Source organism: Flaviflexus salsibiostraticola (assembly GCF_003952265.1).
GTDB lineage: Bacteria > Actinomycetota > Actinomycetes > Actinomycetales > Actinomycetaceae > Flaviflexus > Flaviflexus salsibiostraticola.
Map to the genome: position 1 here is coordinate 255,523 of NZ_CP034438.1, position 21,492 is coordinate 277,014.

The 21,492-nt window shown below is 66.0% G+C and carries 19 protein-coding genes; 10 read left to right on the plus strand and 9 right to left on the minus strand.

What is annotated here, in order from left to right; all coding sequences use genetic code 11:
- Positions 1-20: 20 nt before the first annotated feature.
- Both qcrC and ctaE read right to left on the minus strand, forming a co-directional pair.
- Positions 21-797: a cytochrome bc1 complex diheme cytochrome c subunit gene (gene qcrC / locus EJO69_RS01240; protein ID WP_245993701.1), complete on the minus strand. Its 777-nt coding sequence runs from the start codon at positions 795-797 to the stop codon at positions 21-23.
- A 45-nt stretch (positions 798-842) separates the two neighbouring features.
- Positions 843-1,478 (minus strand): aa3-type cytochrome oxidase subunit III, encoded by a 636-nt coding sequence (ctaE, locus tag EJO69_RS01245; protein ID WP_245993703.1) that lies wholly within the window; start codon positions 1,476-1,478, stop codon positions 843-845.
- 295 nt (positions 1,479-1,773) lie between these two features.
- Between ctaE and EJO69_RS01250 the strand changes: the two genes are divergently transcribed.
- Positions 1,774-2,208, plus strand: coding sequence for a response regulator (locus EJO69_RS01250; protein WP_126038161.1), 435 nt, complete (start codon positions 1,774-1,776; stop codon positions 2,206-2,208).
- Positions 2,205-3,257: an anthranilate phosphoribosyltransferase gene (trpD, locus tag EJO69_RS01255; RefSeq protein ID WP_126038165.1), complete on the plus strand. Its 1,053-nt coding sequence runs from the start codon at positions 2,205-2,207 to the stop codon at positions 3,255-3,257. The genes EJO69_RS01250 and trpD overlap by 4 nt, the downstream gene beginning before the upstream one ends.
- 86 nt (positions 3,258-3,343) lie before the next feature.
- On the opposite strand, the gene EJO69_RS01260 is transcribed toward trpD, so the two are convergent.
- The 3 genes from EJO69_RS01260 to EJO69_RS01270 are packed head-to-tail and all read right to left on the minus strand — an operon-like array spanning position 3,344 to position 5,826.
- Positions 3,344-3,622, minus strand: coding sequence for an Lrp/AsnC family transcriptional regulator (locus tag EJO69_RS01260; RefSeq protein WP_126038168.1), 279 nt, complete (start codon positions 3,620-3,622; stop codon positions 3,344-3,346).
- A gap of 57 nt (positions 3,623-3,679) precedes the next feature.
- Positions 3,680-5,404 (minus strand): DEDD exonuclease domain-containing protein, encoded by a 1,725-nt coding sequence (locus EJO69_RS01265; RefSeq protein ID WP_126038170.1) that lies wholly within the window; start codon positions 5,402-5,404, stop codon positions 3,680-3,682.
- Positions 5,404-5,826, minus strand: a complete 423-nt coding sequence (locus EJO69_RS01270; protein ID WP_126038173.1) for a hypothetical protein — start codon at positions 5,824-5,826, stop codon at positions 5,404-5,406. The genes EJO69_RS01265 and EJO69_RS01270 overlap by 1 nt, the downstream gene beginning before the upstream one ends.
- A 59-nt stretch (positions 5,827-5,885) precedes the next feature.
- On the opposite strand from EJO69_RS01270, the gene EJO69_RS01275 reads away from it, so the two are divergent.
- Positions 5,886-7,097, plus strand: coding sequence for a pyrophosphate--fructose-6-phosphate 1-phosphotransferase (locus tag EJO69_RS01275; RefSeq protein WP_126038176.1), 1,212 nt, complete (start codon positions 5,886-5,888; stop codon positions 7,095-7,097).
- Positions 7,098-7,172: 75 nt separating this feature from the next.
- Positions 7,173-8,531 (plus strand): class II 3-deoxy-7-phosphoheptulonate synthase, encoded by a 1,359-nt coding sequence (locus tag EJO69_RS01280; RefSeq protein ID WP_126042251.1) that lies wholly within the window; start codon positions 7,173-7,175, stop codon positions 8,529-8,531.
- Positions 8,532-8,658: 127 nt separating this feature from the next.
- Here EJO69_RS01280 and pknB read toward each other — a convergent pair whose 3' ends face one another.
- Together pknB and EJO69_RS01290 are read right to left on the minus strand one after the other, a co-directional pair.
- Positions 8,659-10,605: a Stk1 family PASTA domain-containing Ser/Thr kinase gene (gene pknB, locus EJO69_RS01285; RefSeq protein WP_164519815.1), complete on the minus strand. Its 1,947-nt coding sequence runs from the start codon at positions 10,603-10,605 to the stop codon at positions 8,659-8,661.
- Between the two features lie 62 nt (positions 10,606-10,667).
- Positions 10,668-12,047 (minus strand): LysM peptidoglycan-binding domain-containing protein, encoded by a 1,380-nt coding sequence (locus tag EJO69_RS01290; RefSeq protein WP_126038182.1) that lies wholly within the window; start codon positions 12,045-12,047, stop codon positions 10,668-10,670.
- A gap of 151 nt (positions 12,048-12,198) precedes the next feature.
- Between EJO69_RS01290 and EJO69_RS01295 the strand changes: the two genes are divergently transcribed.
- The gene (locus tag EJO69_RS01295; protein ID WP_245993705.1) at positions 12,199-12,549 is read left to right on the plus strand and encodes an Rv2175c family DNA-binding protein; all 351 of its coding nucleotides are present in this window, start codon (positions 12,199-12,201) and stop codon (positions 12,547-12,549) included.
- A 58-nt stretch (positions 12,550-12,607) separates the two neighbouring features.
- Here the strand turns inward: EJO69_RS01295 and EJO69_RS01300 are convergent, their stop codons facing one another.
- Positions 12,608-13,678 (minus strand): polyprenyl synthetase family protein, encoded by a 1,071-nt coding sequence (locus EJO69_RS01300; RefSeq protein ID WP_164519816.1) that lies wholly within the window; start codon positions 13,676-13,678, stop codon positions 12,608-12,610.
- Positions 13,679-13,785: 107 nt separating this feature from the next.
- Between EJO69_RS01300 and EJO69_RS01305 the strand changes: the two genes are divergently transcribed.
- From EJO69_RS01305 to EJO69_RS01325, 5 genes are all read left to right on the plus strand, one after another.
- Positions 13,786-14,661 (plus strand): hypothetical protein, encoded by an 876-nt coding sequence (locus EJO69_RS01305; protein ID WP_126038188.1) that lies wholly within the window; start codon positions 13,786-13,788, stop codon positions 14,659-14,661.
- Positions 14,662-14,776: 115 nt separating this feature from the next.
- Complete coding sequence (gcvT, locus tag EJO69_RS01310; protein WP_126038191.1) at positions 14,777-15,877, plus strand: glycine cleavage system aminomethyltransferase GcvT; 1,101 nt, start codon at positions 14,777-14,779, stop codon at positions 15,875-15,877.
- Between the two features lie 55 nt (positions 15,878-15,932).
- Complete coding sequence (gene gcvH / locus EJO69_RS01315) at positions 15,933-16,307, plus strand: glycine cleavage system protein GcvH (protein WP_245993706.1); 375 nt, start codon at positions 15,933-15,935, stop codon at positions 16,305-16,307.
- A complete protein-coding gene (gene gcvP, locus EJO69_RS01320; protein ID WP_211331465.1) occupies positions 16,304-19,189 on the plus strand; it encodes an aminomethyl-transferring glycine dehydrogenase in 2,886 nt (961 codons plus the stop codon). The genes gcvH and gcvP overlap by 4 nt, the downstream gene beginning before the upstream one ends.
- A 140-nt stretch (positions 19,190-19,329) precedes the next feature.
- Entirely contained in the window at positions 19,330-20,784 is a 1,455-nt protein-coding gene (locus EJO69_RS01325) for an RNA polymerase sigma factor (RefSeq protein ID WP_126038200.1), read from the plus strand.
- On the opposite strand, the gene EJO69_RS01330 is transcribed toward EJO69_RS01325, so the two are convergent.
- Positions 20,781-21,413 (minus strand): 3'-5' exonuclease, encoded by a 633-nt coding sequence (locus tag EJO69_RS01330; RefSeq protein ID WP_126038203.1) that lies wholly within the window; start codon positions 21,411-21,413, stop codon positions 20,781-20,783. The genes EJO69_RS01325 and EJO69_RS01330 overlap by 4 nt on opposite strands.
- Positions 21,414-21,492: the final 79 nt, after the last annotated feature.

Below are 21,492 nucleotides of genomic sequence, written 5' to 3' on the forward strand. Positions count from 1 at the left end.
TACTGGCTGGATGTCCTTGTTCAAGACTTCTTCGCTCCAATCCACACGGCGATGAGGCAGAGACCGCCGATGCCGATGATCCAGATCCACAGGCCCTCGACGACGGGGCCGACTGAGCCGAGGTTGTTCCCGCCGACCGACTCAGCGTTCTGCTGGTGATCGATATAGGCGATGATGTCCTGCTTGCCCTGGGGGGTGATGTTGGCGTCGTTGAAGACCGGCATCGACTGCGGGCCGGTCACCATCGCCTCGTAGATCTCGACCGGGGTCGAGTCCATGAGCGACGGGGCCACCTTGCCCTCGGAGAGGGCGCCGCCGGCGCCGACGGCGTTGTGGCACATCGAGCAGTTCGTGCGGAACAGCTCCATGCCAGAGGCAGGGTCGCCGCCCGCGGGATCGACCATGTCCTGCGTCGGGATGGCGGGGCCGGGACCAAGGGTCGCGACATAGGCTGCGACGTCCATGATCTGTTCTTCGCTGAACTGCGCGGGCTTCACCTCGGCCTGCGGGGAGTTGTTCGCCATCGGCATCCTGCCGGTGATCATCTGGAAGTGCACGGAGGCGGCACCGACGCCCGTCAGCGACGGGGCGATATCGGTTCCCGCGCCATCGACGCCGTGGCAGGTCGCGCAGTTCGCCTCGAAGAGGGCCTCGCCCTCCTGCACGTTCGATGAGCCGGCGGTGGCTGTCGCGGTGCCGGGCGCCATAAGTGAATAGACGCCGGCCGTGGCGAACAGCGCCAGGAGGAGAAGGACGACCGGGGCGTACCGGCTTCGTCTGGCTTTAGCGGTGAACAACGTGGCCTCGCTTGATCGGGGGTGTGGAGAGGATGGGTGAGGTCATCATTTGAGGATGTAGATGATGAAGAAGAGGGCGATCCAGATGACGTCGACGAAGTGCCAGTAGTAGGAGGTGACGACCGCCGTCGAGGCCTCCTGATGACCGAAGCGCTTCGTGAGCCGCGCGCGGCCGACGATGAGGAGGAAAGCGACAAGGCCGCCGGCGACGTGGATGGCATGGAAGCCTGTCGTGATGTAGAAGACGGAGCCGTAGGAGTCCGATGAGATCGTCACCCCGTGCGCGACCAGCTCGGCGTACTCGAAGATCTGGAGTGAGATGAAGATGGCGCCCAGGATGAAGGACAGCATGTACCACTCGGTCATGCCCCACCGCCGCACGTCGAGCAGGCTTCCATCGCGGCGCGCGATGAGCTTCTCGGCCTTCCACACACCGAACTGGCACGTGATCGACGATGTCATGAGGATCAGCGTGTTGACCGCTGCGAACGGCACGTTGAGGACGTCAGCCGACTCGCTCCACACCGCCTGGCCCGCGACGGACCGGTGGGTGAAATACATGGCGAAGAGCCCTGCGAAGAACATCAGCTCGCTGGACAGCCAGACGATGATACCGACGGACAGGGTGTTGGGACGCGTAATCTGTGGCGCACGAGGGGCAGCCGAGGTTGCTGTACTCACAGTCGACATTATGTCTCAAAAAACTCTGAACGTCTGCTTTTTCTAGGCTAAAGGTCCTAGATCGGGGTGATATGTCCCATTCTTCCGGTCGCGTGACAGTGTGATTCGTCGCGGCACCGCTGGATTTCCGCGGCGAGTCATGATGGCGGTCCACTCCGGGCAATTCCACCGGTGGTGTGTCGCCGCTCAGCCACTCCTCAGGCGCGTCGCCGGCCGGGGCGGACCGGCCATGGGATTGAGCCCGCTTCGCGATAGTATGACCCCTGTATATACCCAGTTCTGGATGGAGGACAGCATGTCGGATCTCGTACGATCTCAGGATGCCGAGGTCGCACAGGCGAATACTGCCGCGAAGATCATGGTCTACAGCGACGACCGGTCGACGCGCGCGGAGGTGCGGACGGCCGTTGGTCGCCGGCCCGGCAAGGGAGCGCCGACAGTCGAGTGGTTCGAGGCCGCGACCGAATTCGGTGTGCTCGACCTCCTCGAGCAGGAGGTCTTCGACCTCCTCATCCTCGACGGCGAAGCCGCCAAGGTCGGCGGCATGGGCCTTGCGAAGCAGCTAAAGGATGAGGTCCAGAACTGTCCGCCGATCCTTCTCCTCATCGCGCGCCCGCAGGACGAATGGCTCGGCCGCTGGTCGCTGGCGGATTCGATGACGACCTTCCCCATCAACCCCCGCGATATCCAGCAGAAGGTCACCACGCTCCTCGGGGCGCGCGCACGATGAGCGGACGGACCTGGTCCGATCTCATCTCCCGCCTCATCCAGGGCGAGGACCTCGATCGTTCGGACACGGCCTGGGCGATGGACGAGGTGATGTCGGGGCTGACCTCCCCGGTCATCCTCGCCGGCTTCCTCACGGCGCTCGCCACGAAGGGCGAGACGGTCGATGAGCTGCGAGGCCTGGCGGACGCGATGCTCGCCCACGCCACGCCCGTCGCGATCGACGGCGACACGCTCGATATCGTCGGCACGGGTGGCGACCGACTGAAGACGGTCAACATTTCGACGATGTCGTCCCTCGTCATTGCGGCCGCAGGCGTCAAGGTGGTCAAGCACGGCAACCGCGCCTCGTCCTCGTCCTCGGGCTCCGCTGACTGCCTCGAGGCCCTCGGCGTCGACCTCAACCTGCCGAAGGAGCGGGTGATCGACAACTTCCACGAGCTCGGCATCACCTTCCTCTTCGCCAACCTCTTCCACCCGTCGATGAGGCACGCGGCCGTGGCGCGCCGGGAGCTCGCCGTCGGCACGGCGTTCAACGTGCTCGGCCCGCTCACGAACCCGGCGCGGCCCCGCTCGGGCGCCATCGGCGTCTCGAGCGCCCGACATGCGCCCATCGTCGCCGGCGTGCTCGCCGAGCGAGGAAACTCCGCCCTCATCTTCAGGGGCGCCAATGCGATGGATGAGCTGAGCGCAGTCAGCACCAACCAGGTGTGGGAGGTGCGGGACGGTGAGATCTCGTACTCGGAGATTGACGCGGTCGCGGACCTGGGTCTGGCGCCGGCGACGGTCGACGACCTGCTCGGCGATGACGCCGCCTACAACGCCGGAGTGGCGCGCAGCGTGCTCGGCGGTGAGAGCGGTGCGGTTCGCGAGGCCGTCCTCCTCAACACCGCCGGCGCCCTGGTCGCACACGGCCGGCTGCCGGGTATCGAGCCCGCCTCCGGTTCTCTCATCGAGCGCCTTCGCCGCGGAGTCGACATCGCGGCAGAGACCATTGACTCCGGCCGAGCATCCGACCTGCTCACGCGTTGGGTTGGGCTGTCGCGCGGCTGACGGGCACCGAAGATTCAACCAAAGAGGAGGGCTGGCAGCTGAGGCTGCCAGCCCTCCTCACGTCACGGGAATGCCGTCTGTGCGGTTCAGTCGAGACCGATGTGGAAAGCGGCCTCGAGGTCATGCTGGGAGTAGGCGCGGAAGGCGATGTAGGTCGTCGTGTCGTGGACGCCCTCAACCTTGCCCATCTTGTCCGCGATGACGTCGGCGAGCTTCTCGTGGTCCGAGACGCGAACCATGGCGACAAGATCTCGATCGCCGGTGACCGAGTAGACCTCGGAGACACCCTTGATCTGGGTGATCCCTTCCGCGACCTCCGGGATCCGGCTGCTATCGGCGTTGATGAGCACAATTGCTGTCAGCATGACACGTCCTTTCCTCAATAGGCCTAGCTTACGCTCTTCAGGGGCGGCGCCGAGGCGCTAGCGAGCGACGTCGATCCGGTGCCGCTGCGCCGAGGAGCGGGGGATGGCGAGGGACGTCGCGGGCGAGCTGAGGAGGCGCGTGCCGGGGGAGAAGACCCAGCCGTAGAGCAGCTCCATCTCCTCGACGGGTGCCGCCCCGCAGGCGACCGTCGGCTCGTCGACTGAAGGAGTCGATGCGGCCAGGGCCTCCGCGACCCCGACAACCTCGTGGATGCCTGGGGCTACGGCCGTGCCGACCAGCCGGCCCCAGCGGACGATGATGATCTCCCAGCCGTGTTCGGTTGGCTTCGCGGCGCGCAGCTCAGCCGTACCTGCAAGGAGTGAGAGTCTCTCCCTGCGGGCGGCGGTCGTCACGAGGGCGGACAGGCGGTCCCGTTCATCGGCCGCGCGTTCGAACTCCTCTCGAGATGACATCTGGCGGAGGTTCTCCATCGTGTGCGCGACCGCATCGTCGACGAGGCCGGACAGCACCGTGCGGGCGATGGTGAGCGCCTCCTGTGGCTCGCCGCTCACGCACGGGCCCGAGCACCGTCCCATCTCGAGGAGGGAGCAGGCGCGGAACTGCGGGGACGGCATGAGCGGCAGGCGGCTCGTGCACGTGCGCACCCGCGAGGTCCGCTCGAGCAGGTCCTTCGCCTTCTTCGCCGCCTTCATCGTCGTGAATGGGCCGAGCGAGGCCGCCATGTCCTCGGCCGCGACGGAGCGGACGATCGACAGCCGGGGGTGGGGCTCGTTCGTGAGGACGAGCCACGGACGTTTGTCGGGGCGCTTCGACCGGCGGTTGTACGGGGGGTCGAAGGACTGGATGGCGCGCAGCTCATGGACCTGGGACTCAAGGCGTGTCGCTGTCGGCGTTGCCTCGACGCGGACGGCGAGGTCGACCATCTCCGCGATCCGGCGGCGCTTCTCGGCCGCAGTGAAGTACTGGCGGACGCGCCGATAAACGTTGACCGAGGTGCCCACGTACAGGACGTCTCCGGAGGGTCCGATGAAGCGATAGACGCCGGGGGACCGGGGGAGGCCATCGGCGAGGTTCGCCTTGAGGCGCCGGCGGTACGGGACCGGGTCGGTGACGGTCTTGAGGTCCTCGAGATGGCTGACGCCCAGCGGGCCGAGCCTGCCGAGCATGAACTGGAGGAGCTCCTCGGTCGCCCTCGCATCGTCGAGAGCGCGGTGTGTCGGTGCGACGTCGGTGCCGATGACCCGGGCGAGGGTGCCGAGCTTGTAGTTCGGTGTCTCGTCCTTCGTGATCGTCCGCCTCGCCAGCTGGACCGTATCGAGCGTCATGACCGTCGGGAACGGCAGGGCAAGAGCGGCGGCCGCCGCCTTGAGATGCCCGACATCGAAGCGGGCATTGTGGGCGACGAGCACAGTATCGGGTGCGTTCCCGACGAACTCGAAGAACGCGGGCAGCACCTGCGCGATCCGGGGCGCCTCCATGACCATGGCCGTCGTGATCCCGGTGAGGACGGTGATGTAGGGCGGGATTGGCTGGTTCGGGTTGACGAGGGTGGCGAACTCCCCGACGACTTCACCGCCGATCGACTTGACGGCCCCGATCTCGGTGATCTCCTCCGCGCCGGGGCGACCACCCGTCGTCTCGAGGTCGACGACGACGAACGTGACGCCGCGCAGGTCGGTGCCCAGATCGCTGAACGACATCTGGACATCGACGCCCTCCGGCGCGCGTCTGGCATCCTCAAGGAGGAGCCTTCCTGCCACTACACCCTCATCCCATCGTCATCATCGCTGCCGGTCGCGTAGGAGATGATCCAGGCGACCGCCGCCGCGGCCGCGGCGACAACGACAACGATAAACATCGTCGGTGACAGAGTGATGATCGAAACCTCGGACAGGATGATGAGCGCGACGCTGACCACGACGACGGTGATGAGAGTCTTCTCGAGGGGCGTGGCGAAAGCGGGCCCCTGCGCCGCATATGTGGACTCGAGCACGTCGTCGGCGGCCTCCGGGGCCTCGTCGTCGAGCTCACCCTGCACCCAATCGCGCGGTCCCGCAGCCTCAGGTTGGCGCGGCTCCTGGAAGATCGGCTGATTCCCGCGGTTCCACGCGTCGCCCATCTCCGCGGCGTAGCGCTCCCAATCGGTGTCGTCGCCCTGTCCATCTTTATCGTCCGGAGCCATGCTTCCGATGATAAGCCAGATAGAGTGGGCATCGTATTGTCCAGATTGGAAGGTTAATCATGGCCCTCAACCGTGTCGCAATCCTGACCGCCGGTGGTTTCGCACCGTGCCTCTCCTCCGCCGTCGGCGGACTCATCGAGCGCTACAGCGAGCTCGACCCCGAGATCGAGATCATCGGCTACCAGTACGGCTACCACGGCCTGCTGACCGGCAACAAGATTGTCTTTGATGCGGAGGCCCGCGCCAACGCAGGCCGTCTCCACAACTTCGGCGGATCCCCGATCGGCAACTCCCGCGTCAAGCTCACCAACGTCGATGACCTCGTCAACCGCGGCCTCGTTGACGAGGGCCAGAACCCGCTCGAGGTCGCTGCCGAGCGCCTGCGTGCGGACGGTGTCGATGTCCTCCACACGATCGGCGGCGATGACACCAACACGACGGCTGCCGATCTCGCGGCCTACCTGCACGAGCACCAGTACGAGCTGACGGTCGTCGGGCTTCCGAAGACGATCGACAACGACATCATCCCGATTGCCCAGTCCCTCGGCGCACTGACGGCCGCTGAAGAGTCGGCTGAGTTCGCGATCAACATCATCGGTGAGCACCGCTCCTCGCCCCGCATGCTCATCATCCACGAGGTCATGGGGCGCCACTGCGGTTACCTGACAGCCAAGGCCGCCGCGGATTACCGCGCCTGGGTCGATCAGCAGGAATGGGTGCCGTCCGCTGGTCTCATGAAGGAGCGCTGGGACATCCACGCGGTCTACCTTCCGGAGATGGACATCGACTTCGCGACCGAGGTCGAGCGCCTGCGCGGCATCATGGATGAGTACGGCAACGTCAACATCTTCCTCTCGGAGGGTGCGGGCGTCGACGAGATCGTCGAAGAGCTCGAGGCGTCCGGCGAGGAGGTCCCGCGCGACCCCTTCGGCCACGTCAAGCTCGACATGATCAACCCGGGCAAGTGGTTCGCCGACAAGTTCTCCGAGCGCCTCGGCGCCGAGAAGGTCATGGTCCAGAAGTCCGGCTACTACTCCCGCGCGTCGCGGGCCCGCAGCGAGGATCTCCACCTCATCAAGGGTATGGTCGATTACGCCGTCGAGTCCGCCCTGCGCGGCCAGTCCGGCGTCGTCGGTCACGACGAGGAGGACGGCAACAAGCTCAAGGCGATCGACTTCTCCCGCATCGCCGGCGGCAAAGCATTCAACATGTTCGTCCCGTGGTTCGAGGATGTCATGGCATCGATCGGCCAGCCCCTCAAGGCCGACTAGTGAGGGACCGCGTGGCGGCCGCACTCCGCCGCGCGGGCCCCGTGGATTAGGATCAAGTCTGTGTCTGAACGTGAAATGGATATGTACCGTTCGCTCGAGCATTGGCGCGAGCTGCCTGCCAAGCACCAGCCCGCCTGGCCCGACCCCGACGAGGTGCGCCGCGCCGCCGTCTATCTGAGGTCGATGCCGCCGCTCGTCTTCGCGGGCGAGGCCGATACCCTCAAGGCGGAGATCGCGAAGGCCGGCCGTGGCGAGGCCTTCATCCTCCAGGGTGGTGACTGCGCGGAGACCTTCGCCGATTCCGTCTCGGCGAACAGGATCCGCGCAAAGATCCAGACGATCCTTCAGATGGCGATCGTGCTCACGTACGGTGCCGCCCTGCCGATCGTCAAGATCGGCAGGATGGCGGGCCAGTATGCGAAGCCCCGCTCGAATCCGATGGAGACGAGGGACGGCGTCGAGCTGCCCGCGTACATGGGCGACGCGGTCAACGGACACGACTTCACCCCGGAGGATCGCATTCCCGATCCCCAGCGGATGATCGATGCCTACCACCGCTCCGCGACGACCCTCAATCTCATCCGTGCCTTCACGGGTGGCGGCTTCGCCGACATGTCGGAGGTGCACGCCTGGAATAAGGGCTTCACGGAGAACCCGGCCTACAAGAAGTACGAGACGATCGCGGCTGATATCGATTGGGCGCTGCGTTTTATGAAGGCCGCCGGCATCGATTCCCCCGCGGTTCGGACCGTCGACATGTACTCGTCGCACGAGGCTCTCCTGCTCGAATACGAGAATGCGATGACCCGCATCGACCAGCGCACCTCGGAGCCGTACAACACCTCCGCACACTTCCTGTGGATCGGTGAGCGGACGAGGGAGTGGGACGGCGCCCACGTCGACCTGCTGTCGCGGGTGCGCAACCCGATCGGCGTCAAGCTCGGTCCGACGAGCACCGTCGACGATGCTCTCCGCCTCATGGATAAGCTCAATCCGGACGGTGAGGAGGGTCGCCTCACCTTCATCACCCGCCTCGGTGCCTCCCAGATTCGGGATCTTCTTCCCAGCCTCGTTGAGGGCGTGACGAAGGATGGGCGTCCCGTCACGTGGGTGACCGACCCGATGCACGGGAACACGATCACGGCGACGAACGGCTACAAGACCAGGCGGATGGAGGACGTCGTCGACGAGGTCCAGGGCTTCTTCGAGGTCCACAACGCTCTGGGTACGGTTCCGGGGGGCGTCCACATCGAGCTGACGGGAGACTCCGTCACGGAGGTTCTCGGCGGTTCGGAGGAGCTGTCGGAGGAGATCCTCTCCCAGCGCTACGAGACGCTCGTCGATCCGCGACTCAACCATGGCCAGTCGCTCGAGCTCGCGTTCCTCGTCTCTCAGATGCTGAGGGCGCGGACCAGCGGGCAGCCCTGCGAGTAGTCACATTAAAACGGTGGAGGGTCGGCAAGAGCCGGCCCTCCATTCGTTGTCAGCGCGTCTGGACCGCTCAGGGGCATGTCCGCGCGGTGTGAGAACGTGCCGCTGAAGCGTGTGAGCGGGTGGCGACTCAGACGATCGTGAGAACGATGACCGTGCCTGCCGGGTGCATCTCACCGGGAGCGATCGACTGGTCGCGGACGGTGCCGAAGATCCCACCGAGGAAGTTGTCGTACTCGACCTCGAAGCCGGCGTCTTCAAGGATCGCCGCCGCGTCATCCCTCTGAAGACCGAACACGTCGGGAACCTCGAAGAGTTCGGGCCCGAGGGAGACCGTGAGCGTGACCGTATCGCCGCGGTAGACGGTCCCGAGCTGGGACTGGGAGATGACGGCTCCCTCCTCGACCGTGTCCGAATAGGACTCGGCGCGGTCGACAGTGATCCCGGCGCTCTCGAGCGCGGCTGCGGCCTCCCCGAAGGACAGTCCGCGGACATCGACCGCCTCGACAGGCTCCCGACCGAGCGAGACGACGATGGTGACCGGCGTGGAATGGTCGACCTCGGTGGTCGCGGGGACCGACTGGGCGATGACACTGCCGGCGGGTACGGACGCGGAATACTGTTCCTCGACCTCAGGGACGAGCCGTGCGTCGCGCAGCTGCTGCTCGGCCGTCTCGAGGGGAAGCCCGACGACGGCGGGCACAGCCACCTGTTCGATGCCGAGGGAGACGGTCAGCGTAACCGTGTCGTCCCTCGACAGCTGGGCCGGCGCGGCGGGATCGGTTGAGATGACACGACCGTCGGGCACGTCGTCGGAATGCTCGTATTCGAGCTGGGGGACGAGGTTGACCTCCTCGATGATCGTCACGGCCGCGTCCTCGTCGCGGCCGGTCACGTCGGGAAGACTGATCCGCATGCCCGGCCCTGCGGTGAAGTACCAGGCGATGCCGGCGGCCGTGGCGGCAATGAGCAGGAGGGTGATCGCCCAGCGCCACACCTTCGACGAGGTCGATGAGGGTGTCCGGTTGGCCCCGGAGCGCTGGCGGGCGATCTCGTGCCCGCGGCTCGACTGCCTGGCTGGGGGAGCGGTGAGGAGAGCCGTCCTGTGGGCGGGTGTGAAGGATCTCGTGTCGTGCGGACCCGCATTGCGAGGCCCGTCGGGCTCACGCTCGGCGAAAGTGGTCGGGATGACCGCGATGCGACGCTTGGCGACGATCGGGTCGAGGTCTGCCAGGACACCCTGCACCCGGTCGCGGGCCTCGTTCCCGTCCGCGGGACGGTGGGCGGGGTCTTTCGCTGTGAGAACGCCGATGAGGGAGTCGACGGAGGCGGGGATCCACGGGGCGATGGTCGACAGTCGGGGCATCGGGTCGTTGACGTGCTTGTAGGCGAGGGCGATCGGAGTCTCAGCCGAGAAGGGGGCGTGGCCGGCGATGAGCTCGTAGAGCATGACACCGGCGGAATAGATGTCGGAGCGGGCGGTCGCCTGCTCCTCGAGAACCTCGGGCGCGAGATAGGCGACCGTGCCGAGCACGGTCCCGGCCGTTGTCGCTCGTGCGGCTGCGACGGCTCGGGCGAGGCCGAAGTCGGTGACCTTCGCTGTGACCTCGTCGCCCCTGACGAGGAGCACGTTCTCGGGTTTGACGTCGCGGTGGATGAGGCCTGCGCTGTGGGCGGTGCCGAGGGCCGACAGCACCTGCCGGACGATCTCCAGAGCCATGCCCAGAGGGAATGATCCCCGCCGCCCCAGCTCAGTTCGTAGGTCGGGGCCGGAGATGTGCTCCATGATGAGATAGGCGGTCTCGGATGACTCCGAGGCGAAGGCCCCCTCGTCGTACACGGCGACGACATTGGGGTGCGACAATCTGGCGGCTGCGAGCGCCTCGCGATGGAAGCGCTGGACGAACTCGTCCTGATCCGCGAGGTGGGGGTGCATGATCTTGACCGCGACGTCCCGGTCGAGGCGCTGGTCGGTGCCGCGATAGACGGTCGCCATGCCGCCGCGCGCAATGCGGGCATGGATGAGATATCGCCCGTCGATGACGGCACCGAGAAGCGGATCAGGCACTGAATTCACGAATCCAAGCCTAGATGATGCTCCCCAGGACCGTTGCGAGGCGGTGCTGGGGAGCGAACGGATCAGCGGAACTGCGCCATCGACGACTTGACCCGCTGGACGTACTGGACCGTGTCGGGGTACATGCCGTTCCTTCGCACACCGCCGAGTCCCTGGTAGTAGGCGGCGATGCCCTCGTCGAGCGAGGAGGCGCTGCGCTGCAGCTGACGGATGATGACGACGCCCGCAATGATGTTCTCCCGGGGGTTGAGCAGGTTGAGATCGCGTCCCACGAGATCCGAGGCCCACTTGCCCGAGGAGGGGATGACCTGCATCGTGCCGATCGCATTCGCCGGCGAAACAGCACGAGCATCGAAGCCGGACTCACGGAAGGCGTGTGCCTGGGCGAGCGCCGGATCGACGCCGTACTGGAGGGCGATCTCGCGGACCATGGCCTGGGTCTCGGCGCGCGAGGGAACCGCGATCGAGTTGAGGTACGCCTTGTTCTCGTTCGCCGAGCGCACCGTCGCCTCGGGGTAGGTGTAGTGGAGGAAGGTGCCGGGCACGAGATTCTGATCGCCGGCGGGTGCCGGTGCAGGGGCGGCGGTGCCCGCGACGGTGAGGACCTGGCCGGGGTAGATGACAGTCGAGGAGAGCTTTGATGACTGCATGATCGCGGCTACGGTCGTGCCGTACTTCGACGCAATGCCGGACAGCGTGTCGCCACGCACGACCGTGTGCGTCGAGGCCGAGCTCGGAGCCGGCTTCGGGGTCGACGGGGCGGGGGCCGCCGGAGCGGCCGACGCCGCGCCCGTTCCGCGCAGCGTGAGGACCTGGCCGGGGTAGATAACGTTGGCGTTGCGCAGACCGGATGCGGACACGATGGCCGAGACCGTCGTCCCATTGCGGGCGGCGATGCCCGACAGGGTGTCGCCCCGCTTGACCGTGTACGTCACCGCCGCGGTCGCCGCGGGCTTCGGTGACGCCGCCGGCGCGGGGGCGGGTGTGGCCGACGCCGAGCCGCGCAGGGTCAGGCTCTGGCCCGGGAAGATGAGGTCGGAGCTCAGCTTCGAGGCAGACTTGATCGCGGCGACGGTCGTCCCGTGTCGGAGAGCGATCGAAGAGAGCGTGTCACCGCTCTTCACCGTATACGTCGCAGCGGCCACTGCCGGTGATGCCGGTGTGGCGGTGACGGTCGTGGTCGGGATCTGCAGGCGCTGACCGGGGTGGATAGTGGCCGAGCTGTCCAGTCCGTTGGCCTCGATGACCGAACTGACGGACACTCCGAATCGCTGGGCGATGACCCAGACGGAGTCACCCTTGGCAACCTGGTACGTCGCCGAGGGAAGCCTGTGCGCCGGCGAGGCGGGAAGCTCGGCGGCGGTGGCGGGTAGGGGAGCAAGGGCACCGAGGGCGGCCGCTGCGGCTGCAGTGACACCGATTGAGCGTCGCGAATACGACATGAATCCTCCGAAGGCTGGTCCGCCCCACCCGCGTGCGTGATGTTGATGTTGCGCATCGTGATAAGGCTGTGACAGATGTTTCAGATGTGACACTATCGTGCTCTGCGGCGTGTTGCTACCGGAATCCGAGAATTGGATTTAATATCCTGTTGTGATTCCTCCACTGCCCGACCAGATGTCCCTGCCAGAAGTCGCCGAGGTCCTCGGCATCCGACTCCGCGACGTCCGCTCTCTCATCTCCGACCGTCGGCTCCTCGCCGTCCGGCCCACGGGTCCTCTTGTCATTACGAGCGATCAGCTCGTTGAGGTTGACGGCGCGTGGGAGGTGCTTGGGAACCTTCGAGGCACGCTCATTCTGCTGACCGACGCCGGGTTCAGCGATGATGAGGCCCACGAGTGGCTCCATCGAGTGGAGCCCGAACTCGGAGAGACTCCGATCGAGGCATTGCGAGCCGGAAAGCATCGGGCTGTCCGGAGAATCGTCGCCAGCCTCGCCTTCTGAACGCCGAGCCTCGGCGGGGCAGAGGAGTGGGAACTGAGCGCTGTCGGCGACGGCCCGCCTAGTGCGTGCGGCCTGTGAGCCGTTCCATGAGCTCGCCCAGAGCGTCCCGACCGGGGCCCGCCGGGAGCTCGTCCCACGCCGCCCGTGCCTCATCCTCGCGCTCGGTGATCAGTGCTTCATGCTCTTCCCAGGCACCGCTTTCGACGATGGCGTCGGTGATATCGCGGACGTCGGACTCGTCGAGGTCACGGCCGAGCGACTCTGCGATCCAGTGAGCGCGGTCGGTGCCCGCCAGCCGAGCCAATGCGGTGAGGATGAGGACGGTCCGCTTGCCCTCCCGCAGGTCGCCGCCGGTCGGCTTGCCGGTCGTCGACGGGTCTCCAGCGACACCGAGGGCATCATCGCGAAGCTGGAAGGCCTCACCCAGCGGTGAGCCGATCCGGGTGAGGATGTCGAGCAGCTCCTCGTCGGCTCCCGCGGCCTCGGCGCCGATGAGGAGCGGGTCGCGGACAGAATAGTGCGCCGACTTGTGGCGGAGCACAGTGAATGCATTGTCGCGCGCCGCAAGCAGGGCAGCGGATGGGTCCGAGCTGTTCAACAGTGCCAGAAGGTCGATGTTCTCGGCCCGGATGTCGAGGAACTGGCCGAAGGCCACCTCGGCGCACATGGCCTGGAATCGTCGGTTCGCCGCCGTCGGCGCGTGCGCCGCCATGTGGGAGCTCGCCAGCGCGAGAAGGAAGTCGCCCGAGCAGATCCCGGCATCACGGCCGAAAAGCTGGGAATCGCCGGCGAGGTCCGAACTCTCGAATTCCGCGCTGAACTGGACATGGACGGCAGGCAGGCCCCGGCGGGTGGGCGAGTCGTCCATGATGTCGTCGTGGACGAGCGCCGCTCCCTGGAAGAGTTCGATCGCGGCCGCCACCTCGACGGCGTCATCGCTCGGCGCTGAGCCCGTCGCGCACATTGCGCCCGAGATGGAGAGAACACCTCGCACACGCTTGCCACCCGACAGAAGTGCCCTCGTCGGGTCGGTGAAGGAGGAGAGGAGGGACGGGTCACCCGAGAATCCGTAGGAGTCGAGAGCGGCAAGAGTGCTGGCGGAGATGCGGCGGATAAGTGACTCGTACATGACTCTCACTCTAGCCGCATTGCCCAGACCAGAGCGCCTCGCATGCCGTCCACAGGGCGCATTCCGCCACCCGTGGAGGCGGGCCGGCGAGGGTTGGATCGTCATCCATGAGCACTGCACAGCACAGCATCGTTCCACTCTCCACGCTCGCCCACGCGGCGATGGAGGCCACCGACTATTCACCCGACGGCAGGGCGGTCATCGTCCGATCCGATGCCGGCGGTATCTGCGACATCTCCGTCCACGCCCTCGACCGGCTCGACCGGACCGTCGTCCCCGACGCCCCGAGCACCTCCATCGCTCTCATCTTCCCCGACGGCGATGAGGACGTCACCGCGGAGGCCCAGGAGCTCGATACCCTCGGACACGCCCAGCGGGCCATTGGGGGAGCCTGGGACACGGTCATCGCACGGGGAGGTGTGCGCTTCTCGATCTACAGCCAGCACGGCTGGCTCGATGAGCCGGAGACCGACCCGATGGAGAATGGCCGACTCGATCGACTCATCGCCGACTTCGCCGGACCTGCGGGACGATTTGCCGGGCACTTCGATCCAGCCCTTGCGGACAGTGCCGCTGCCCAGTGGATCGACCTGCTCCGCTCTCGGCTGGCGCACGGCCCGGCGCCCGTGCCGCCTGCCTCCCTGTCGCTCCAGGCCGGATCGGTGCGGGACGCGGTCATCGTCTGGGCGATCGGGGAGGAGGGCTGCGATCGGCTGGCACCCGGTGAGCGCTTCGTCCCGCCCATGACGGCTCCGAACCCCGTGCGGATCGACGCGGCTTTCGCCGCGCTGTCGGACAGGGTGGGCGAGCCGGACACTGTCCATGCCCTCGCCAGCGCGTCCTACCTTGCCTGGTGGAGTGGGTACCCGCGGCTTGCGTCCCATCTCTACTACCGAGCTCGCTCGACCCGTCAGCGCAGTCGGCTCGCCACCCTCGTGTGGACTGCGCTGATGCGGGGGATCGTTCCCCATTGGATGCGATAGGCGTCGACGGTGGGCCCGCAGGCAGGGCCGATCTGGTCGCGCAGAGCCGTCGCGCTGCGTCATTCATGTTGCGGTTCTGCTCGCACCTGCCAGCAAAGAGGGGAATACTGGTGACATGACTCTCAACGAGACTGCGCTGCTTCCGGTCCATGAACGGCTGGGAGCGACAATGACCGACTTCGCGGGCTGGGCCATGCCGCTCCGCTACTCCTCCGACCGTGAGGAGCACGCCGCGGTTCGCGAGCGGGCGGGGATCTTCGACCTGTCCCACATGGGTCAGATCAGGGTCGAGGGCCCGGACGCGGGAGCCGCGCTCGATTACGCCCTCGTCGGGGTGTTGTCGACGATGCCCGTGGGCCGCGCTCGCTATTCACTCATGGTGAAGGAGGACGGCGGCATCATCGACGATCTCATCGTCTACCGAAACGATGACGTCGACTTCCTTGTCATCGCCAATGGTGCGAACCGTCTCCGTGTCGGTGACGAGCTGACGAAGAGGTCAGACCGCCTCCGCGCTCGTGCCGCAGTCCAGGACAATACGACGGCCCGATGCCTCATCGCCGTCCAGGGGCCGGCCAGCCTCGACATCGTCCGCTCAGTCGTCGACTCTGAGCACCGCGACGAGCTCGACACCCTTGGCTATTACCGCCACGGGCGTTTCACCATCGGGGGCACGCCCGTCCATATCGCCCGAACAGGCTACACGGGCGAGCGTGGCTACGAGATCATGGCGGACGCGAATGATGCAGTTCTCCTCTGGGAGCGTCTGGCTGAAGCAGGCGAGCCCCATGGCATGCGACCCTGCGGCCTCTCGTCTCGAGACACGCTGCGTCTCGAGGCGGGGATGCCGCTGTACGGCAACGAGCTCACCGAGGACAGAACCCCGGCGGAGGCGGGCCAGGGCAGGACTGTCGTCCTCGACCATGAGTTCGTCGGTGAAGAGGCGCTCCGGAAGGCGGGCGAGCCCTCGACAGCGCTCTACGGTCTCGCCGGCGAAGGCCGGAGGGCTGCCCGGGCCGGATCCACCGTGAGCGTCGATGGTGAGCAGGTCGGCGTCATCACGTCCGGCGTGCTGTCCCCAACCCTCGGCCACCCGATCGCGCTCGCCATTCTCACTGCCGGTCTGGAGCTCGGCACCGAAGTCTCCGTCGACGTGCGCGGCAAGCACCAGCCGATGACCATTGTCCACCTGCCCTTCTACAGGAGCGAAAGCTGAGATCCTCCCGGCGGCGATGTCGTGGCCGGGACCACCAACGACGAAAGGTGCATCTGTGTACCCCAACGACCGCAAGTACAGCCCCGACCACGAATGGCTGAAGGAGGGCGCCCCCTCGCGCGTCGGCATCACCGCGTATGCCGCAACATCGCTCGATGAGGCGGTCTATGTCGAGCTTCCACAGGTCGGCGCCGTCGTGACCGCCGGTGTGGCATGCGGCGAGATCGAGTCGGTGAAGTCCGTCTCCGACCTCGTCGCACCGGCCTCCGGAACCGTCACTGCCGTCAACGACAGTGTGGTCGACGACCCGAAGCTCGCCACGGACGATCCCCACGGGGAGGGGTGGCTCTATGAGATCGAGGTGACCACGACGGATGATGCCCTCATGGACGCACCCGCGTACGAGTCATTCGTCGCGGAGCTGCAGTGACGAGCTTCCAGCCCCGCCACATCGGCACCTGGGGTTCTGATCGAAGCGCGATGCTTGCGCGCGTCGGCGTCGGCAGCCTCGACGAGCTGATGGAGGCGGCCCTTCCCGCGGGCCTGACACGGGAGGCACTCGACGGACTGCCGGGTGGCCGCTCCGAGCAGGACGTCCTCGAACGACTCTCCGACTTGGCCGCAAAGAACACGGTCCGGATCTCCATGATCGGGCAGGGCTATTACGACACGGTCACGCCTGCTGTGATTCGGCGCAACATCCTGGAGAACCCGTCCTGGTACACGGCCTATACGCCGTACCAGCCGGAGATCAGTCAGGGTCGGCTCGAAGCCCTCGTCAATTTCCAGACCATGGTCTCGGATCTGACAGGCATGGACATCGCGAACTCCTCGATGCTCGACGAGGCGACTGCCGTTGCTGAGGCGATGCTCCTCGCCTGTCGGGTCGCGAGGTCCCGCACTCGAGTCCTCATCGCCGAGGACGTCTTCGATGCCACACGCGCCGTCGTCGAGACTCGGGCAGGTGCGCTTGGAATCGAGCTCACCGAATCCGACTTCTCGCAGATCGACGATGATGTCGCGGCCGTCATCCTCCAGTACCCCGGGGCATCCGGCCACCTGCCGGAGCTGAGCGAGCTCGAGGCGATCACAGCGAGGGCACACGCTTCCGGTGCCCTCGTCGTCGTCGCCGCCGACCTCTTGTCGTTGTCCCTTCTCGCCAGCCCGGGCAGCTGGGGCGCGGATCTCGTCGCAGGATCCACCCAGCGCTTCGGTGTTCCGATGGCTGGCGGAGGCCCTCACGCGGGGTACCTTGCGGTCAAGGATGCACACAAGAGGCAGCTGCCCGGCAGACTGGTGGGCGTCTCGAAGGACGCCGACGGGGCAGTCGCGTATCGCCTCGCCCTGCAGACACGAGAGCAGCACATCCGTCGCGAGAAGGCGACCTCCAACATCTGCACAGCCCAGGTCCTCCTCGCCGTTATGGCGTCAACATACGCGGTCTACCACGGGCCGGACGGGCTCCGAAGGATCGCCGAACGCGTCCACGACCACGCGGTCAGCCTCGCGGAGAGGCTCGCACGAGCCGGTGTTCCCGTGACGTCAACATCTTTCTTCGACACCGTCGAACTGGAGATCCCCGACGGTGCGGACCGAGCGCTCAGGCACCTGCTCGCCGAGAACATCACCGGGTGGAGGGTGGACGAGTCGACGATCCGGCTGTCGTGCGATGAGAAGACGACCGGTGAGGTGATCGACCGAGTGGTCCGCGCGTTGGAGGCCAGCGGCACGGAAGCGGATAAGACGGGCATCGACGCCGGTTTCCCCTCATCCCTCGAGCGGAGGGATGACTACCTCACCCACCCGACCTTCCACCGCTACCGCACCGAGACGCTCCTCATGCGTTATCTCAAGGCGCTCGCGGATAAGGACTACGCGCTTGACCGCGGAATGATCCCGCTCGGCTCCTGCACGATGAAGCTCAACTCCGCCATTGAGATGTCCCCCATCACGTGGCCGGGCTTCGCCTTCATCCACCCGTTCGCACCGGCGACCGACCGACTCGGGTATCTCGAGCTCATCGAGGACCTCGAGACGTGGCTGGCGGCGGTCACCTGCTACGACGCGGTGAGCCTTCAGCCGAACGCCGGTTCCCAGGGAGAGCTCGCAGGCCTGCTCGCGATTCGCGGCTATCACCGGTCGCGGGGGGACACTGAGCGAACCGTCTGCCTCATCCCCGCCTCGGCACACGGCACCAACGCCGCCTCGGCGGTGCTCGCCGGGTTCCGGGTTGTCGTCGTGGGCACGGGACCGGATGGTTCGGTCAGCCTGACCGACCTCGACGCGAAGATCTCTGAGTACGAGGATCAACTCGGCGCGATCATGATCACGTACCCGTCGACGCATGGGATCTACGAGGACTCGGTCGGAGAGGTATGCGCCCGTGTCCATGCCGCAGGCGGACAGGTGTACATCGATGGTGCGAATCTCAACGCGCTTGTCGGCGTGGCGCGCCCAGGTGATTTCGGCGGCGATGTCTCCCACCTCAACCTCCACAAGACGTTTGCGATCCCGCATGGCGGGGGAGGCCCGGGCGTGGGCCCGGTGGCGGCACAATCCCATCTCGTGCCCTTCCTTCCCTCGCATCCCATGACCGATAACAGTGTGATCGGAAGCGCGAGCGCGATCACTCCGGGCGCAGGCGCGGTGTCTCAGGCGCCCTACGGGTCTGCGGGGATTCTTCCGATCTCCTATGCCTACATCCTTCTCATGGGAGGGGAGGGACTGATGACGGCGACTCAGTCGGCAGTCCTTGCGGCCAACTACGTGGCGGCCAAGGTCGACAAGGTGCTGCCGGTGCTCTACCGCGGTCCCGGTGGTCTCGTCGGTCATGAGTGCATCATTGACCTCCGCCCGCTCCGAGAGGAGACAGGCATCACGGTCGACGACGTGGCAAAACGCCTCATCGACTACGGCTTTCATGCGCCGACGATGTCGTTCCCGGTAGCGGGCACCCTCATGATCGAACCGACCGAGTCCGAGGATCTCGGCGAGATCGACCGCCTATGTGATGCTCTGCTGAAGATCCACGATGAGGCTCGCAGCGTCTACGAGGGCACGTGGCCGCAGGACGACAATCCGCTCGTCAACGCGCCGCACACGGCGGCGTCAGCGCTGGTGGGCGAATGGTCGCACCCCTATTCGAGGGCTGTTGCCGTCTACCCGGCCCTCGCCGAGGACGTGCTTGACGACCCGGCGCAGCTGGCGGCGGCAGCAGCCGGGAAGTACTGGCCCCCGGTCCGGCGCATCGATGGACCCTTCGGCGATCGGAACCTTGTGTGCTCCTGTCCTCCCATCGAGAGCTGTCGTTAGGGTCCCTCCTCGCGTGAGAAACATGACTGTTCCCATACTCGGGTCGTTCGAGTATGGGAACAAATCATGGTGCGCGGGCGTTAGCTCATTACAGGTCCGTTTCCGCCCGAGGACCGTGAGCGAATTCTGGAAGGTAATCAGTGTCTGAAGCGACAACCTCGACCACCCCGTCCACCGACGTAAAGGAGGATGTCGGCGCCGCAGCCCGCGCCACGAAGAGCAGCACTGCCACGACAGCATCGAAGAGCGCCTCGAAGACTGCCGCGAAGCCGAAGGCCAAGGCTGCGCCCGCCTCGACGGGTGCGAAGAAGGCGCCTGCAAAGTCGGGTGGCGCAAAGACCGCGGCCAAGAAGACGACCGCGAAGCGGACGACGGCACGCGCCAAGTCGGATGAGGCAGAGCTCGCCAGCCCGACCGCTGAGACGTCTGAGGATATCGACTCGGCCGTGACCCCGGAGATCGTCGATGAAGAGATCGTCGAGGACGAGGTCGTTGAGGACGAGGTCGACATCGCCGACGAAGAGGAAACCGACGAGGACGAGGACGACGAGGAAGAGGTTGCGAAGGAGGACGCTCCGACCGCCCGCAGCCTGAGGCACGCCGAGGAGCGTCCGGGCCACTTCGTCGTCAAGGACTCCGACAGCGGCGACGAGCCCGCTCAGCGGATCCACGTCGCGGGCGCTACGGCAGACCCCGTCAAGGATTACCTCAAGCAGATCGGCAAGGTTGCACTTCTGACGGCTGAGGAAGAGGTCGAGCTGGCCCGTCGAATCGAGGTTGGTCTCTATGCGAATTACATCCTCACGGAGGCGCCCGAGAAGATCAAGGACAAGGCCTACGAGCGTCGGCTCAAGTGGATGGTGCGCGACGGGCAGCTCGCGAAGAACCATCTCCTCGAAGCGAACCTGCGTCTCGTCGTCTCACTCGCGAAGCGCTACACGGGCCGTGGCATGCTTTTCCTCGACCTGATCCAGGAGGGCAACCTCGGACTCGTTCGCGCAGTCGAGAAGTTCGACTACACGAAGGGATTCAAGTTCTCGACCTACGCGACGTGGTGGATCCGCCAGGCGATCACCCGCGCGATGGCCGACCAGGCCCGAACGATCAGGATCCCGGTCCACATGGTCGAGGTCATCAACAAGCTTGCGCGCGTCCAGCGGCAGATGCTGCAGGATCTCGGCCACGAGCCGACGACGGAGCAGCTCGCCAAGGAGCTCGACATGACCGAGGAGAAGGTCATCGAGGTGCAGAAGTATGGCCGCGAGCCGATCTCCCTCCACACGCCGCTGGGCGAGGATGGGGACTCTGAGTTCGGCGACCTCATTGAGGATTCCGAGGCTGTCGTGCCGACAGACCGGGTCGCCCACATCCTCCTGCAGGAGCAGATCCATCAGGTGCTCGACACACTCTCAGAGCGTGAGGCTGGTGTGATCACGATGCGGTTCGGCATCAACGATGGTCAGCCGAAGACACTCGACGAGATCGGTAAGAAGTACGGAGTGACGCGAGAGCGCATCCGCCAGATCGAGTCGAAGACGATGTCGAAGCTTCGCCACCCGTCCCGTTCCCAGGTTCTGCGGGATTACCTCGACTAGAGTCTTCCCAGGTCAGCGACCTCCAGCCACATGATCGAACGCGCCGCGCCTGCGGCGCGTTCCCATTCCGCCGGAAGAACGCTGCGACCATTGCGATCGTGTGCGGTGTCAGCCCAGCGGCGGCCGTCCGCCTCCGCCGCGAGGTAGCTGTTCAAGAGGGCGGCAGAGCACAGCGCGTCATCGAGGCCGCGATGATTGAGCGGAAGGTTGATTCCCGCGCGCGTCAGGCACGCCCCGAGGGAGTGCCGACCCTCGGGGAGATAGATCCGTGACTGGTCCATCGTGCAGACAGCCGCATCGCGAGGAATGGCGACGGAATAGAGCGACCGCTTGAACTCGGCGTTGAGGAACTCGAGATCGAAGGCCACGTTGTGTCCGACGATGATGCGGCCGGAGAGATGCTCGATGATGAGGGGGAGCGCCTCGGAGAAAGTGGGCGCATCCGCCACATCGCTGTCGGTGATGCCGTGGATAAGGGTGGACCCGACAGGCCTGCTCGGGTTGATGAGGGTGGACCAGTGGTCGATCGTGCTGCCGGTGCTGTCGAGGATGACGATGCCGATATCGATGATCCGATCGCTCCAGGCTGCCAGCCCGGTCGTCTCGACGTCGATCACCGCGTATTCCACGTGCTGATTCTCTCCCATCACCCGGTCGAAACCGATTGCTCATGAGCTGCGCCTGCCTGAGCCCGGTTGGCGGGGACGG